Origin of the sequence: Haladaptatus halobius (genome assembly GCF_020618475.1) — an archaeon.
GTDB classification, from domain to species: Archaea; Halobacteriota; Halobacteria; order Halobacteriales; family Haladaptataceae; genus Haladaptatus; species Haladaptatus halobius.
Genome location: NZ_CP085336.1, coordinates 1,231,210 through 1,245,159 on the forward strand (window position 1 = coordinate 1,231,210; position 13,950 = coordinate 1,245,159).

Sequence of the window (13,950 nt, forward strand, 5' to 3'; positions counted from 1 at the left end):
TACGGCAACTGTATCTCCTGGTAGCCGCATGAGGGGCTATCAGAGGCTGTGGAGAAGAAATACACCAAATCATTGAGAGCATTCGGAAGAGAATTCGTTTTCGCGCGCATGGTATCAGAGATGGGAGAGAGCACGCATACGGCGACACAGGAAACGCTCGCACGGTTACCATCGGGGACGCAAATCGAGACGACGATACACACTTATACCGGTTTAAACGATGGGCCAACGGTTTATTTACAAGCTGCACAACACGGACGCGAAGTAAACGGAGCAGAGGTTCTTCGCCGGCTCCACGACCACATCGTTGACGCCGATTTAATGGGACGAGTCATCGCTGTGCCGGTTGCAGATCCGCTTACCTTCGACCATGTTTCGTATATTACTCCCGAGCAACTGGATTCAGTCCATCCAAATATGAACCGTGTCTGGCCAGGTAATGAAAATGGGAGCGTTCACGAACGGATGGCCGCGCGGCTGTGGAGCTATGCTCGCCAAGCGGATGTGATCATCGACTTGCACACGGGAAGTCCAGATATGCTTCCTCACGTAGTCGCACTCGAAGGGCACGCGGACTCACTTGCGCTCGGTCGTGTCTTTGGCACGAAGTTACTGCTCACCGAGCAAGCGCACACAGCGGCGAGCGAAGAGTGGCATCGGCGGAGTTTTGGCGGGAAACTTCGCGTCACTGCGGTCGAAGAGGGGATTCCGAGTATCACACCTGAGTTGGCGTATAACAAACAAATTCTCGAAGACGCCGTGAATACTGGTGTTACGGGCATTTTAACGTGTTGCGACACCTTGACATCCTCGATGATACACCGGTCGACACGGGGCCACAGACCCTCGCTCGTAATCATCTCGGTCGCATCGTCGCATCAGAGTCCGGTCTCTTCCGCTCTGATCCGAACGTGACTGTGGGGTCATCTGTCCAAAGCGGTGCGTTTCTTGGAACATTATACGATCCGACGACGTATAAGCCACTCCAAACCATTCGAGCGGATCGAGATGGACTCTTATATGCGCTAACGCAAGAAGCAACGATTATAATGGGCGAAGCGCTTGCGAACATCGCAGCGCCGATCGAATCGGATAACTGATTCCAGACGTATGGTATCGGTATTTCAACGGCGTAATTGTATTTATCGCTGGCGATTTGTTACATCAACAGCGTCGAACCGATTCTGCCGAGGGTAAATAGTCGCGTGTGCGGTGGCGACCGGTGATATTGAATGGATGGCCACGCTCGGGAAACATGTCATTGACACTTCAGATGGGCCGACGTGACGGACTGACTGGGTGACGCCGGCCGTCACCGCCGACCGTGCGTTTACCTTCGACAGAAACGATAGCTATCAGGCGACGCGGGAGGTATATGTGGTTGATCGCGCGACTGGCGAACACGAGTGGATCGCCGAGTTGAAGGTCGGAGATGGCTGGTATCTCACAGACCGTGTTGTCGCCGGTTCCGACAATGTCTTTGTCTCGGCATTGAAGCCGCATATCTCGACAGGATTAGATGATTCTGAGTGCTCAGGGACTGAGCGACTGTTTGCGCTTGCAGCCGAGTCCGGTACCGTCGCGTGGGACTGGGAACTCACGGGCAAAACACCCAGTCCCCCGGCATATGCAGACGGAACCCTCTACGTTGGAAAGTGGCATCCGGACGCCGACACCGGCCGTTTGCATGCCATTGATATGACCGACGGGAGTAACGTATGGACGTACCAGACTGAGACTGGGGCCATTCTCTCACCCACCATCGCCGGTGACACTATCTACATCAATCAAGGTGAGGAACTCGCAGCAGTCGCAACTGCAGATGGGATACGACGCTGGCGACTGGAAATCGGTACGCGTAATGGGCCGCCAGTTGTCGTCGGAGACACGGCGTACATTCAGACGAACCCTGGTCACAATTACGATAGTCAACTAATGGCAATTCGTGAGCCGTAATTTCGATATATGAATAGACCGTTGCCCGGAGTTACCGGTCGAGAACGATCGAAGAGCGGTAGCAGCGTGCCGGACAAGCAATCTACGATCACTCCATTGTAGAAGGAACCAGAATACACACGGCGAATCCAATCACCATTGTCTCTATGACACAAACCGTTGATGAACTCCGAAACGAAATCCGACAGGCAGTCGGAAGATACGAACGCGTTGAATCGACAGCCTTCACCAAAGAAGCCCTCGCTGCACTCTGTACCGCTGTCAGCTACGATATCGACACGAACAATTTACCGTCGAAACCACAGATGCGGGCTGGCATCCTCTGGAAAATCGGCGAGTTAGATGACGATAATCCAGAACGTATCCCACGGGCCTTCCAGAAGGCAGAACTCGAAGCGATCGCAGCGGCGCTCAAAAATGAGTAGCGAGCACTGTCACTCAGTAATCTAGTTCTTCGCTTGACCCGTCCGTGATGGACTCTCTTCCTCACCAAATTTCCGTCGCCCAACGGAGCCTCAGTATTTATGAAGTGTCACTGCCGTGAATTTCTCGTTATGCACGACAGATAGTGTCGTCCCCGTCGTGCAATGACGTTTTGACTCAGTGACACCAAGACGAGGGTATGGCTGTGCCGAAAGCGGTAGCGCGCCACGGTCGCTCCTTTGTTCGCGACGCGATCGTCGCGACAGTGGTTCTGGTCGGTCTCTGTGGGCTCGCCCAAAGTATCCAGTTTCAGCCCATCCAAATCCCGGGCTACCTCCTCATCGTCGGATTTGACCTGTTGGAAGTCACGTTTGGCTCCGCAGGTGCCAATTACGATGTCCTCTTCGGCGCATATCTCCTTGGGCTCGGGGCGGTTGGCACTGCTGGTAACCACGTTCTCCGTCGATGGGCGCCTCCTCCAACAATTCCCGGTGGCGGATCGGCGTCGCTGGTGCCTTCGTCGTGATGGGAATCGTCTCGCTCGTGTTCGCACTGGGCATTCTTCTCGGAACATCCCAAGTGACGCCCGTTTTCATGATCGCGCTAGCAGGGTGGTTCGCCAGTCTGATTGAAAGTGAGGGTGACCAGAAGTAGCTGAGTAGTTGTCGGAGGCCGTACTAGCGCAACGACTAAGCTGTTAGAAAACCTATATTTATACTGATTCGCCGCGAGCTGGGTGTTTTCTCACCGGGCTCTACGAGGATCAGGAGAAATAATGACTCACTACAAACAACAGCAACTAGCACAGCCACTCACCCCACGATGGATGCGAGTGAGCATTCTCAGCGGCCTCCTCGGAGGGGTGTTGATGGCGATTACGGGACTCGCCATGCTCAGTGTCCTGGACGAAGCGGAGTTCGTGATCGTCGAGCCGCTTGGTGCTGTGGCGATGATCCTCCTGGCGCTCGCACTCCCGGCGTTGTACGTGAGCGAACACCACTGGTTCGGCCGGCTGGCGACAGTCGGCTTTGGACTCTTGAGCGTCGGCTGGATCGTGGCAACCATCGCACTCCCCGTGGCGATCTACGGCCCTGGAGTGGCATTTTTCGCGTTCCTACTCGGGATGCTCGTCGGCATGATCGGCGCGCTCATATTCGGCGTTGCGATGCTGCGCACCGACGCGACGACAGTGTCGCGACGTGGCGCGTGGCTTCTCGTCGCCGCGCTCCCCATTGGCGTCCCGTTTGCGATCGGATTCACGACCTACGTGATGGGACAGGGCGCTGATCCGTGGGCTGGGCCGATGCTGCTCTACGGACTCGCCTGGATCATCTTCGGGCGCTCGCTCTGGGAACACCAATCTGAGGCGCCGAGTCAGTCCCAGGCGCCTCAATAGAACTGACTTTTCCTTGGGAACTAGACAAATGTCCGGTGAGATTCCGTAAAAAACCAGACTGTGAACTAGACTGATTCGACGAGACGAGTGAGACTATCCACAGACTATCAGATCGGCTGTGACGCGTAATGAATCCGGCGGAGTCCGAGTTCACCCAGCACGACGAGGATGACGATTGGCGCGGCGACCACCGCGTGGCGACTACGGATAGCTCGGCAACGCTAAGCACCTACGGAATATAATGATAAATGGTTATAAATATGGGAGAGATCCAATAGACTGTAATCACGCAAGATGAATTAGAGGAGGCGGAAGGGACAGCTGGTATTGTCCGATGAAAAGTATTCGAGACCGACAACAACATCATGATTCATGCGACCCTATCTGCGGGTGTGAAATCAGGATGGCACCACCATGCCGACCGTCACACCTACGGCTACGTGGTCAAGGGTCATGCAATTGGTGAGTACGGACCAGACCGTAAACTACTCGAATTGAATACGGGCGATTTCTATTATACAGCACCTGGAGTCGTCCACAGCGGCGAAAATCCGACTGATGAAGACACGATAATCATCGAAAGTTTCGTCGGCACCGGCCCTCTCGTCGTGAACGTTGACAGTCCCGAAGCCGAATGATTGTAGCTTTCTATCATCGGCGTATTCTGAATTACTGGCGTGCGAGATACGCGCCTTGTATTCAGCAGTAAATGAACGTACTGCCGAACGGCTGTCACGAGCGCCGTGCTGACTATAGAGATTGAATTCAGCACATCTCGGTGTCTTGCTCGACACGATTATGGGTGAGCGTGCCGTATTTTCCCGCTATGCCAGTCATCCAGTGTAACGGAGCAGACCTCTACTACGAGGACTACGGTGACGGCCAACCTATCGTCTTCCTTCACGGCGCGACGGCGGGACTCAGGTACTTCGAGCCGCAGTTGATGGAACTCTCGAACGAGTACCGGACGGTCGCGTTCGATTTTAGAGGCCACGGTCGGTCGGAAAAGACAGAACTGGGCTACACGGTGTCACAGCATGCCCGTGACCTAAGGGCCCTCCTCGACCATCTCAATCTCGATGACGTCGTCATTGTTGGGTGGTCGATGGGTGCGATCGTGTCGTGGGAATACGCCGATCAGTTCGGCACGGATCGAGTACGTGCATTAGTTGACGTTGACATGGAACCGTCACCAGTGAAACGGGAAGACTACGATTACGGGAGCCACGATGTGGAGGAACTGAGGGAGGTTTTCATCAGTATTCAGACGGACCCTCTGGAACTTCTGGACCAACAAGCGGAGGCTATGCTCAAAGAACCCCCGTCTCGTGAGGTGCGAACTATGATACTCGACGAGGGGTCCCGAACTCCCCCACCAATACAGGGCGCGATGCTCCTCGGGCTATGGCTATTGCGCGATTACCGGGACGTGCTCCCCGCGATTGACGTCCCAACGTTAGTGTGTGCTGGGGCAGATGAGAAGTGGCGGAGTATTGAGTCCGTCGAATATGCCGCGGAACTCCTTCCGAATTCCAGATTCGAACTCTTCGAAGACAGCGGGCACTGCATCACCGTTGAGGAGCCCGAGCGGTTCAATCAAATAGTTAGTGATTTCATCAACTCCCTTTGACGAATACGCGACCTGTAGTCAATAGAGGGCGCTAAAACATATCCCTCTTTGAAGATTTCAACAAAGAGGGAAAGAGAGACACGGACGCAAAACGTCTTCTGGACACTGAATGCCACTCAATAAGTCGTTCAGCGATAATGCGATTTTCCTGCCACGCAGATGAACCCGAGTCGAGTGTCGCCACGTAATTGGGGTTTAGTCACTCTCAAATAGAAGATTCTCCGTGAGGAACCGTGATTGAGTGGATGACGCTTGGTCGAACGTCTCGCTCGGGTAGTACAACAGCCCAAAATGACCGCCGGGAATCTCCACCCATTCTTTTGGCCCGGCAAGTCGCTCGTAGGCGTCGCGTGTCACCGCAGGCGTGGACCGAGGCATCTCGTCCTCGGGAGCCACCACGAACATTGCTGGACAAGACACGTCCGTAGTGCACAGTCCTGGATACCACTGGATAGGTCTCTTTGGACGGACGAGCGTGACCTCGTTCATCCAGTTAGTATCCGGATAATTCCCGTACGCGGTGAACCACCGAAATGCCGTCACAGGTTTGAGCGCTGATGGACGGCGATCCTGGTCGTCCCACACGACAGGCATCGGACCGAAGATCTCGTCCTCAGCTGGTTTGACAGATCTGGAGCGAACCATCTGTTTCATCGATTCACAGTGGGACCCATCGGGATCGTCCGGGGGCAACTCCTCTCCGAGCGCGGGAACCTGGACGACCAGCGCCGCAATCCGGTCGTCGAGAGCGGCCACGACCAGCGCAGCACCACTACTGAAACTATCTCCCCACAATGCAATACGAGTCGGATCGACTTCGTCGAGTGTGGTCGCAAACGAGATCGCGTCCCGATACCCCCGGGCTTGAACCCAAGGGTTGATTTGTTGGCGCGGCTCGCCACCACTCTCTCCGAAGCCCCGATGATCGAACAGCAACACAGCCAACCCCGCTTCGTCGAAAACTTCCGCATACCTATCAGTTACCATCTGCTTGGTAGCGGAGAATCCATGGGCCATCACGACCAGCGGCCACGGCGGCGACGAATCGGGCGAATAGAACCAGCCACTCATCTCTGCCCCTTCCGATTTGAATCTCACATCCCGTCTCATGTACCTCTGTACGAGACGTTCGAGGATATATTCTTGGCAGACCAGCACTTCTGGCGAGTAGTTACCGCCGACTTCGTTCCTGATGAAGGTGCAAGATACGCGCCCTCTATTCAGCACGGCCACTGAAACCTATCTCGGAGTGAGGGTATCAGCAAGACCAAGACAGAATATCCCAATTTGTTCAACAACAATCGAGGAGGTCGTCTCTCATGATCGCCTCGGCGTCGCGTTCGGCAGCACGCATCGCAGCGTCATCAACGAGTCCAACGATATCCGCCGCGCTGCAATCCGCTGTTCGTTCAGCGAGCATCTCATAATCGTCTTCACTTAGATTCAATGGGAGCTCACGGAGTCGCACGCGGAAAATCCGTTTCGTGCCTTCATGGCAGGAAGAGAAACCTTGTATCGTTGGTCAAATCGGCCACGGCGCGTGGCGGCGTCATCAAGGAGGTCAGCCCGATTCGTCGCGGCGATGAGTAGGAAATTCGGGTCGACCTCATCCAAGTGGGCGAGGAATTCGTTGGCCGCCTGGGCGTGTTCACGGTGAAGATTGTCTCCGCGACCAGCGAGCAGGGCGTCGATCTCGTCGACGAAGATCACACACCGGTCGAACTGCTCTTCCTCGGTGAACAACTGGTTGACCTTCTCCGTGGACTCGTTGACCCATTTGCTCTTGATATCGCCAGTGCTCAGTTCGAGGTATGGGTGGCCGAGTTCACCGGCGATGGCCCTGGCGAAATGTGTTTTTCCAGCGCCTGGTGGGCCATATAGGTCAATTCTGTTTGGTGGTGAAACCCTTAAATTGGCGGAAGGCTTCCTCGTCGCCGCACAGGAACACACCATTGACGGCGTTGTGCGCCACGTCAATCGGGAGTGGTTCAATGTCAGAGATGTCGATGAACTTGACGGCAAGATCAAGATCGGACGACGGACGTGAGGTGCCCGTGACATGCGAGCCGAACATCATCACGAAGTCGATGTCCGCATCGCGGCAGAGCGAATAGAAAAGGAGAATAATCCCAGGTCTGGACTTCGATTATTACTCCAATAATTATTCCTATTCAGGTGGAGCCAAATCATAGACGCAGTTATACCGATTCATCCCAGCATTACAGTACACTCAAGCACCTCGTCGGCGTCTTTGGTTATTTAAACCTGTAGAAGAAAATAAACTGCTAGTTCACTGTTACGATGGTATCTGTTTCGGCACTTTCTCGGATTGCATCAAGAATCGCTAAGGTCTTCGCTGCTTCTGTCGCATCGGTTCGGGGCGAACGACCCGTTTCGACACAGTCGACAAAGTGTTGTATTTCCCGTTTATAAGGGTCTGTTGGAGAGAATGTCTCAGCAATTCGTCGGTGATCGATGTCGTAGTTGATCGAGGTGTTCACATCTGGAGACGAGAAGGCGGGCTCAGCGGTCAACCAACCTTCGGTACCAATGATGTGATAGTATTGGGATTCGGCTGTATCAAATGACGATGAGACGGTTGCAGTCGCATTCTCATCGTACTTGAAGACTGCAGTCATCTGGGTATCGACACCACTGTCGTGCATATCGAGCGTCGTTGCGGACACACGATCAGGAGTTCCTAAAAACAGCCGAACAGCATCAACCGCATAGACTCCCACATCGAGCATGCTTCCGCCGCCAAGATCTGGGTCGAACCGGATTCCGGTTGGTAATCCGCGTAGTTCCGAATGAAACGTTGCTGCAACGGATCGAATCTCACCGAGTTCCTCATTGACGAGTTCAAGTGCTCGTTCGGTGCGAGGAGTGTACCGATACATGAGTGCTTCCATTAGTGTTACATCGCGATCTGCACAATATTCTCCGACGGTACGCGCCTCACTCGCAGTTACGCCAAGCGGTTTTTCACAGAGGATATGAAGTCCTTGGTCAGCTACCTTACGTATCCAGTGAGCATGTTCACTGTTTGGAAGCGGAATATATACCGCATCGATCTCTGCATTCTGGATGAGATCATCGTAGTCTCCGTATGCATCGGGAATATCGTAGGCTGCAGCGACGGTCTGTGCTTTTTCTTCCGTTCGAGAGGCAACTGCGATGACAGTGTGATCAGTTTTCGCAATTGCAGGGATGAATCGTTCTTGTGCGATCGTCGCTGTCCCGATTACTCCAAAATCCATGGTGGTTAATTATGCTAGCACCTAAAAGACTCCTCTGCCGAACTACGAGTGGGTTGGTGTAGTCGAGATCATCGGCGACGGCGATCCACCCCTCTTCGAATCCGTCGGGATACGGGATATTGCCTGATGGATACTCATCGGCTGCCGGGTCGCCACCACGTTCTTCGTAGACGCGTTGTAGAATTTGGAGCGAGATATCGGCCTGCCGGAACGCACGACGAAGCCGTTGAACCTTCTCCTTGTACGGGCCACCACACCGGACGAAGACACTCGTATCGGAGATGTAGACCATCGTCATTCTGCAGCGTCGGCATACTCGGTGGCAACTGGTTCGAGCGCTTGGAGGATGATTTCGGCCTCAAGCGGAGAGAGATCGAGTTCGCGAGCCGCAATGCGGTGGTTGACCGTCCCGTCGACGTGCTCGAAGGCGTACTCAAGGGCGATCGCAAGGCCGTCGAGCCCATGTCGCTCGATGTAGACGTCGATGTCCTCGTTTTCGTCTCGTCGGGCGACAGCAGCGATCAGCGCTGGCGTAATCGTCTGCGTTTCGCCATCCGTCGAGAACGTGAGTGAGATAGATTCTGCAGTGTATTCGTACGGGCGTTGCTCCTGAATCTTTGTTACTAAGCCAGCGGCGTCGAGCTTCTAGACATAACCGTAGGCCGTCCCCTGCGGAATGCCGAGGTTAGCGACGATATCGGCAACGGTTACGGAATCGTTCCGCAATACGTAGGCGTAGAGACGAGCGAGTGCGGGTGTTTCGAGGCGGTCAGCCACGGTCTGGAGCTGCTGAATGGGTGGGTGGTCTGACCGAGCGAGTGAATGCGCTATCTCAATCATGAATCATCCACAATTAGTATAATATTTCTATTATATATGTACCTATACCAGTTATTCAACCAATGGACAAGGAGCCTTCAGCCATTACTCACGGGATGAAGTGATTGAATGAGAACGGGTACAGTAGCTGGGCCAGTTGACCGGTGCATGCCCATAACTACACTCAAGGTTTATGTTTCCGAAATGCGTTTTACGGTTCCGCCTCACGGTTGAGATGGGCTTTCACAACCACCCTCGCCTAGCACCCAAGAACAAGTACACTGTTAAACGCCATCAGCATCCATTGTTGTCGTCACAGCCCGGTTGTGAGAGTACTCCCACTGGCATCCTTTTCACGCTTTGCTCGTAGCTTCCTTCCCACGCTACTTGCTCACGGCGACAGTATCGTCCGTCAGGAGACGTCCGTCGACGACGCGATTCTCGAATTCTTTGCTGCCCTTGCTGAGCCTGACAGGGCGCGAATCGCGCTGCCACCACGACCAACTGGCGGCATCTCGTTGTCGAACTTGGTACTGTCGAGACGAGTGCCTCGACGAAACCATGGTGATGAAGCAACTGGCAGACCAGAACCTCGTGGACGTCCAGGACGAAGATGCAGCCTACTATCGAATTTTAGATACCGGACTCGCCTCTCTCGACGGGGAAGCTCCTGCAGTGCAACTCCTGTTCTCAGGCGAAGATTCGAACCAGTTCGGATAGCGTCGTCGAGGTCTCGTTCTTGTCCTTAGTAGTTCTCCCAATGGGCGCGAACCCGCCCACGCTGTTCGGGATGGTACTACCCTGGACGGATACTCTCTCAACGGACGAGATAGTAGCAACACAACCAGTGTAAGACATTCAGGCTCTATAACGGAAACAGCAATAAAATTATAATTCTAGCCATTTACGAGATCGGGAGTATATTTTTAGGTCCGCCGAAGAATTATTCGTATAGTGTGAGGTTATAAGAGGATAGCCCACTTACTACTGGCTACGATGAGTACCCAAGAAATCGTCCGTCAGAAAGCCGGTACCGTTAAAGAAAATCCCGTCCGACTTGACCAAGACAAGGCCGAGCAGATCATTGACGCGCTAAATACGGATTTGGCCGATGCGTACGTGTTGTATCACCAACTCCACAAGCATCACTGGAACGTTGCAGGCGCCGAGCACCTTGATGTTCACGTGTTCCTCCAGGAAGCCTACGAAGATGTTGAGGAGGCGGCAGATGAACTCGCCGAGCGCGTTCAGGCTCTCGGTGGCGTTCCCCATGCGAGCATGACTGCGCTCGCAGACGCCGCGACGGTAGAATCAGAGGATGAGGATGTCTATGACATTCGCACCTCCTTCGAGCACGATCTTGGGATTTATGGCGATATCATCGAAAGCTACCGTGAACACATCGAACTCGCCGATGGCCTCGGTGACTTTGCCACCGGTGAAATGCTTCGCGAACAACTCATCGAGCTCGAGGAGCATGCGCACGTCATCGATCACTACCTCGAGGACGATACCCTGGTACTCGAGTCAGCAACGCACTGATGCCAGGTACGCTAAGTAGACCATTTTTGAACCAATAGAGCTCCGTAAGACGTTCACCTGTTGAGAGGCGAGACTCGCTCGTTCGCTGGAGAGACCATCAAGGGTTAATCTCTTCAGTGGTGTCCGTCGCAATCCAACCGTCAGTGTTTCCGGCTTCCAAAAAGACGAGTCGACCAGGACGGGTTTCACACACTGAAATCGCAGAGATAGCATCAACGGTTTGCTTCTGCAAATTCGCCGACTCCGATTGTGACTGAGTTGCCATATAGAGGGAGTTTAGGCAGACCTAAAACAAAAAGATTCGGTTATTGACTGAGTCACATCGATTTCACAACATGACAGTTGCATCGCTGATGGTCGTTGTGTTGAGAACCGCTTGGCGAGTTCATCTTTGAGAATCTACCGTGGCTATAGGGATAAGAATTACCAGTATTGTTAACTATAGCTGTTGTACCTCAGTTTGCAATCATCTATCAGTCGGCAATAATTGGCGAGCTTGGGCTTTCTTGCTCGTGTACATCCGCTTGGGAACAACGTAGGAGAGCCCACGTTCACAACCTCGGAAGATGGATTGCCCCGAGACCGACATAATCAGTGAAACGGTAGATCGTTCAGTACAGATGAGGTAGCTATTGGTCAAGTCCCGAACGTGCTGCGAAAACTCTAATCTGACTAGAACCGAAGAAATACATATCATGACAAGGAGAGACAAATTGTTGTAGGCGGCGCTAAACGGTGGGCGTGAACATCCTGCAGTGCCTCGTACGCCGGAAGAGCTTGCCGTGGAGGCACGCGCGGCAGTCACTGTCGGGGCCAAATCTCTACATCTTCACCCGTTCGACGAGAACGGCCGCCAAACACTTGCAGCGGAGTCGTGCGCCAAAGCGTTGCGCACAGTCCGCAATACTTGTCCCAGAGTTCCAATTTCACTCAGCACTTCAGCAGATATCGAGCCTGACCCCGAGCGGCGACATAAGCTCGTTGCGGCCTGGACAGAGCTCCCGGACCTCGTGACGGCTAACCAGGGTGAGAAGGGGATTCACGGTCTTTGCGAGCTACTCGTTGAGCGTGGTATCGGGATCGAGGCGGGCCTCTTATCGCTGGACAACGCGTACACCTTCGTCGAGTCGGAAATCGCATCACGTTGCGAGCGTGTATTGGTCGAGCCACTGGACCCCGACCCCAATGACGCCGTCGCTCACGCCGAGTCCATCGAGCAGACGCTCGATGCTGGCGGCATTCAACTTGAGCAGGTCCATCACGGCGACGGCATCGCCTCATGGGCGGTCAATCGACGTGCTGTAGCACGCGGCCACGGTATCCGTACTGGGCTAGAGGATACAACGGTCCTCCCTGACGGACGCCCGGCTAGAGACAACAGGGAACTGGTTGCAGCCGCTGCGTCTTTGCTTGAGTAGGGTCGCTTTTTCATAGAGTCAAGAGTAGTTCGGTTTCTGAATACAAAAACCACTACCGGATCGTTAGTCGAGTAGCGTTTCGAGCGATTTCCCGCAGTCCTAATGGCGCTAGGAGTAGAAACGGAGTGATGCTACCGTGGGTTGAGTGGCGGTGCTGTCGGCCCAAGCGGTTGTGCATGGCTCGTCGGTGAGTATGCCTCGTAGACGGAAAAAATCGCCTGCGGCAAGTCAGTTATCAGCCCTGCTCACGCTCCATTGGAAGAAACCACTGTCCCATAGATAGTTCACTTCCACTAGCCTGTTAACGAGTGTTTATGAGGATGCACGTGCTTTGGTCACATATGGCAGCAGAGCTCGACCAATTACCGGGAGTTGGGTCAGCAACAGCCGACAAGCTCCTCAAAGCTGGTTTCAACTCCTACCAGGCGCTCGCCGTTGCGAGTCCCGGTGAGCTCACCAACACCGCTGATATCGGTGAGAGCACCGCCACTGCCATCATTCAGGCAGCACGGGAGGCCGCCAACATTGGCAACTTCGAAACTGGAGTCGCGGTGCGACGACAGCGTGATCAGATTGGGAAGCTCAGCTTGCTGATTGACGAGGTTGATGAACTACTGGGTGGGGGTATCGAAACACAATCGATCACTGAATTCTACGGCGCGTTCGGGTCTGGCAAGTCACAGGTCACCCATCAACTATGCGTCAATGTGCAGCTTCCTGAGACCGACGGTGGCTTCCACGGCCGTGCCATCTTCATCGATACCGAAGATACGTTCCGCCCCGACCGTATCGACGATATCGTCCGGGGGCTGCCAGACGACATCATTGCGGCCACGATGGTCGACCGTGGTATTGAGGGAGACACCGCCGACGAAGCTGCGCTTGACGAGTTGGTTGATCACGTTCTGAATCGGATTCACGTTGCAAAGGGCTTCAATTCAGCTCACCAGATTCTACTCGCCGAAAAGACTCGAGAACTCGCCAGCGACTACGCCGATACTGAGTGGCCTATTCAATTGGTCTGTGTGGATTCGCTGACCGCGCACTTCCGGGCCGAGTACCTCGGTCGAGGGAAACTAGCCGAACGTCAACAGAAGCTCAACAAGCACCTCCACGACCTATTACGGCTCGCGAATCTGCATAATGCGGCAGTCGTTGTGACGAATCAGGTCTCCTCCAACCCTGACTCGTTCTTCGGCGATCCGACGCAACCCATCGGTGGGCATATTCTTGGACACAGCAGCACAGTTCGCATCTACCTCCGAAAATCGAAAGGGAACAAACGTATCGTCCGGCTAGTCGATGCGCCGAACCTCCCTGACGGTGAAGCTGTGATGCGTATCGTAGAATCGGGACTGAAGCCTGAATAGCCCCATGGGGTAGAGTATGTGTTGTCGGATTCCCCGCCCTAAAGGGCGTGGAGGACGTCAATCCTGAGTCAGAATAATGCTCCCAAATAACCTACTTCAAAATAGCCTAAACTGGAATTGGCTATTTCTCCCTTTT

At 54.1% G+C, this 13,950-nt stretch carries 17 protein-coding genes and 3 pseudogenes; 13 read left to right on the forward strand and 7 right to left on the reverse strand.

The features are described from left to right. The first annotated feature begins 120 nt into the window (after positions 1 to 120). From LIW51_RS23230 to LIW51_RS23260, 8 genes and pseudogenes are all read left to right on the forward strand, one after another. A pseudogene (locus LIW51_RS23230) lies at positions 121 to 1,100 on the forward strand (succinylglutamate desuccinylase/aspartoacylase family protein). A gap of 199 nt (positions 1,101 to 1,299) precedes the next feature. Continuing rightward, positions 1,300 to 1,956, forward strand: coding sequence for an outer membrane protein assembly factor BamB family protein (locus LIW51_RS23235; RefSeq protein ID WP_227377459.1), 657 nt, complete (start codon positions 1,300 to 1,302; stop codon positions 1,954 to 1,956). Positions 1,957 to 2,102: 146 nt separating this feature from the next. Beyond that, a complete protein-coding gene (locus LIW51_RS23240) occupies positions 2,103 to 2,381 on the forward strand; it encodes a hypothetical protein (protein WP_227377460.1) in 279 nt (92 codons plus the stop codon). Positions 2,382 to 2,578: 197 nt separating this feature from the next. Continuing rightward, a complete protein-coding gene (locus LIW51_RS23245) occupies positions 2,579 to 2,905 on the forward strand; it encodes a hypothetical protein (protein WP_227377461.1) in 327 nt (108 codons plus the stop codon). Continuing rightward, complete coding sequence (locus LIW51_RS38690; protein ID WP_255767530.1) at positions 2,905 to 3,033, forward strand: hypothetical protein; 129 nt, start codon at positions 2,905 to 2,907, stop codon at positions 3,031 to 3,033. Before LIW51_RS23245 ends, LIW51_RS38690 begins: the two co-directional genes overlap by 1 nt. A 121-nt stretch (positions 3,034 to 3,154) precedes the next feature. Next, positions 3,155 to 3,775: a hypothetical protein gene (locus LIW51_RS23250; RefSeq protein ID WP_227377462.1), complete on the forward strand. Its 621-nt coding sequence runs from the start codon at positions 3,155 to 3,157 to the stop codon at positions 3,773 to 3,775. Between the two features lie 365 nt (positions 3,776 to 4,140). Beyond that, positions 4,141 to 4,413 (forward strand): cupin domain-containing protein, encoded by a 273-nt coding sequence (locus tag LIW51_RS23255; RefSeq protein ID WP_227377463.1) that lies wholly within the window; start codon positions 4,141 to 4,143, stop codon positions 4,411 to 4,413. A gap of 188 nt (positions 4,414 to 4,601) precedes the next feature. Continuing rightward, positions 4,602 to 5,405 (forward strand): alpha/beta fold hydrolase, encoded by an 804-nt coding sequence (locus LIW51_RS23260; RefSeq protein ID WP_227377464.1) that lies wholly within the window; start codon positions 4,602 to 4,604, stop codon positions 5,403 to 5,405. A 195-nt stretch (positions 5,406 to 5,600) separates the two neighbouring features. Here LIW51_RS23260 and LIW51_RS23265 read toward each other — a convergent pair whose 3' ends face one another. The 7 genes and pseudogenes from LIW51_RS23265 to LIW51_RS39450 all read right to left on the reverse strand — a co-directional run bounded on the left by LIW51_RS23265 (position 5,601) and on the right by LIW51_RS39450 (position 9,496). Next, a complete protein-coding gene (locus LIW51_RS23265; protein WP_227377465.1) occupies positions 5,601 to 6,515 on the reverse strand; it encodes an alpha/beta hydrolase in 915 nt (304 codons plus the stop codon). Between the two features lie 181 nt (positions 6,516 to 6,696). Continuing rightward, positions 6,697 to 6,852 (reverse strand): hypothetical protein, encoded by a 156-nt coding sequence (locus LIW51_RS23270; protein WP_227377466.1) that lies wholly within the window; start codon positions 6,850 to 6,852, stop codon positions 6,697 to 6,699. Further along, positions 6,849 to 7,358, reverse strand: a complete 510-nt coding sequence (locus tag LIW51_RS39445) for an AAA family ATPase (RefSeq protein ID WP_227378252.1) — start codon at positions 7,356 to 7,358, stop codon at positions 6,849 to 6,851. The genes LIW51_RS23270 and LIW51_RS39445 overlap by 4 nt, the downstream gene beginning before the upstream one ends. Beyond that, the gene (locus tag LIW51_RS23280; protein WP_368411834.1) at positions 7,288 to 7,533 is read right to left on the reverse strand and encodes a nucleotidyltransferase domain-containing protein; all 246 of its coding nucleotides are present in this window, start codon (positions 7,531 to 7,533) and stop codon (positions 7,288 to 7,290) included. The genes LIW51_RS39445 and LIW51_RS23280 overlap by 71 nt, the downstream gene beginning before the upstream one ends. Positions 7,534 to 7,690: 157 nt before the next feature. Next, the gene (locus tag LIW51_RS23285; protein WP_227377467.1) at positions 7,691 to 8,665 is read right to left on the reverse strand and encodes a Gfo/Idh/MocA family protein; all 975 of its coding nucleotides are present in this window, start codon (positions 8,663 to 8,665) and stop codon (positions 7,691 to 7,693) included. Further along, a complete protein-coding gene (locus LIW51_RS23290) occupies positions 8,595 to 8,963 on the reverse strand; it encodes a PIN domain-containing protein (protein ID WP_227377468.1) in 369 nt (122 codons plus the stop codon). Before LIW51_RS23290 ends, LIW51_RS23285 begins: the two co-directional genes overlap by 71 nt. Beyond that, a pseudogene (locus LIW51_RS39450) lies at positions 8,960 to 9,496 on the reverse strand (DUF7437 domain-containing protein). The gene LIW51_RS23290 and the pseudogene LIW51_RS39450 overlap by 4 nt, the downstream one beginning before the upstream one ends. Positions 9,497 to 10,051: 555 nt before the next feature. Here LIW51_RS39450 and LIW51_RS23305 point away from each other — a divergent pair. From LIW51_RS23305 to radA, 5 genes and pseudogenes are all read left to right on the forward strand, one after another. Then, positions 10,052 to 10,204: a hypothetical protein gene (locus tag LIW51_RS23305; protein WP_227377471.1), complete on the forward strand. Its 153-nt coding sequence runs from the start codon at positions 10,052 to 10,054 to the stop codon at positions 10,202 to 10,204. A gap of 276 nt (positions 10,205 to 10,480) precedes the next feature. Continuing rightward, on the forward strand, positions 10,481 to 11,026 hold the full coding sequence (gene dpsA / locus LIW51_RS23310; RefSeq protein WP_227377472.1) for a DNA starvation/stationary phase protection protein DpsA: 546 nt from the start codon (positions 10,481 to 10,483) through the stop codon (positions 11,024 to 11,026). 746 nt (positions 11,027 to 11,772) lie between these two features. Beyond that, positions 11,773 to 12,045 (forward strand): annotated as a pseudogene (locus tag LIW51_RS40050) (3-keto-5-aminohexanoate cleavage protein); the annotation flags it as partial. Then, entirely contained in the window at positions 12,037 to 12,444 is a 408-nt protein-coding gene (locus tag LIW51_RS40055; protein WP_255767550.1) for a 3-keto-5-aminohexanoate cleavage protein, read from the forward strand. The pseudogene LIW51_RS40050 and the gene LIW51_RS40055, both read left to right, overlap by 9 nt. Before the next feature lie 341 nt (positions 12,445 to 12,785). Beyond that, entirely contained in the window at positions 12,786 to 13,814 is a 1,029-nt protein-coding gene (radA, locus tag LIW51_RS23320; protein WP_227377474.1) for a DNA repair and recombination protein RadA, read from the forward strand. Positions 13,815 to 13,950: the final 136 nt, after the last annotated feature.

Coding starts and splice junctions, on each gene's coding strand:
- LIW51_RS39445 (WP_227378252.1), bottom strand. CDS start 7,358: ATGGTGTGTTCCTGTGCGGCGACGAGGAAGCCTTCCGCCAATTTAAGG.
- LIW51_RS23305 (WP_227377471.1), top strand. CDS start 10,052: ATGAAGCAACTGGCAGACCAGAACCTCGTGGACGTCCAGGACGAAGAT.
- LIW51_RS23265 (WP_227377465.1), bottom strand. CDS start 6,515: ATGAGACGGGATGTGAGATTCAAATCGGAAGGGGCAGAGATGAGTGGC.
- LIW51_RS23250 (WP_227377462.1), top strand. CDS start 3,155: ATGACTCACTACAAACAACAGCAACTAGCACAGCCACTCACCCCACGA.
- radA (WP_227377474.1), top strand. CDS start 12,786: ATGGCAGCAGAGCTCGACCAATTACCGGGAGTTGGGTCAGCAACAGCC.
- LIW51_RS38690 (WP_255767530.1), top strand. CDS start 2,905: ATGGGAATCGTCTCGCTCGTGTTCGCACTGGGCATTCTTCTCGGAACA.
- LIW51_RS23285 (WP_227377467.1), bottom strand. CDS start 8,665: ATGGATTTTGGAGTAATCGGGACAGCGACGATCGCACAAGAACGATTC.
- dpsA (WP_227377472.1), top strand. CDS start 10,481: ATGAGTACCCAAGAAATCGTCCGTCAGAAAGCCGGTACCGTTAAAGAA.
- LIW51_RS23240 (WP_227377460.1), top strand. CDS start 2,103: ATGACACAAACCGTTGATGAACTCCGAAACGAAATCCGACAGGCAGTC.
- LIW51_RS23255 (WP_227377463.1), top strand. CDS start 4,141: ATGATTCATGCGACCCTATCTGCGGGTGTGAAATCAGGATGGCACCAC.
- LIW51_RS23245 (WP_227377461.1), top strand. CDS start 2,579: ATGGCTGTGCCGAAAGCGGTAGCGCGCCACGGTCGCTCCTTTGTTCGC.
- LIW51_RS23290 (WP_227377468.1), bottom strand. CDS start 8,963: ATGACGATGGTCTACATCTCCGATACGAGTGTCTTCGTCCGGTGTGGT.
- LIW51_RS23260 (WP_227377464.1), top strand. CDS start 4,602: ATGCCAGTCATCCAGTGTAACGGAGCAGACCTCTACTACGAGGACTAC.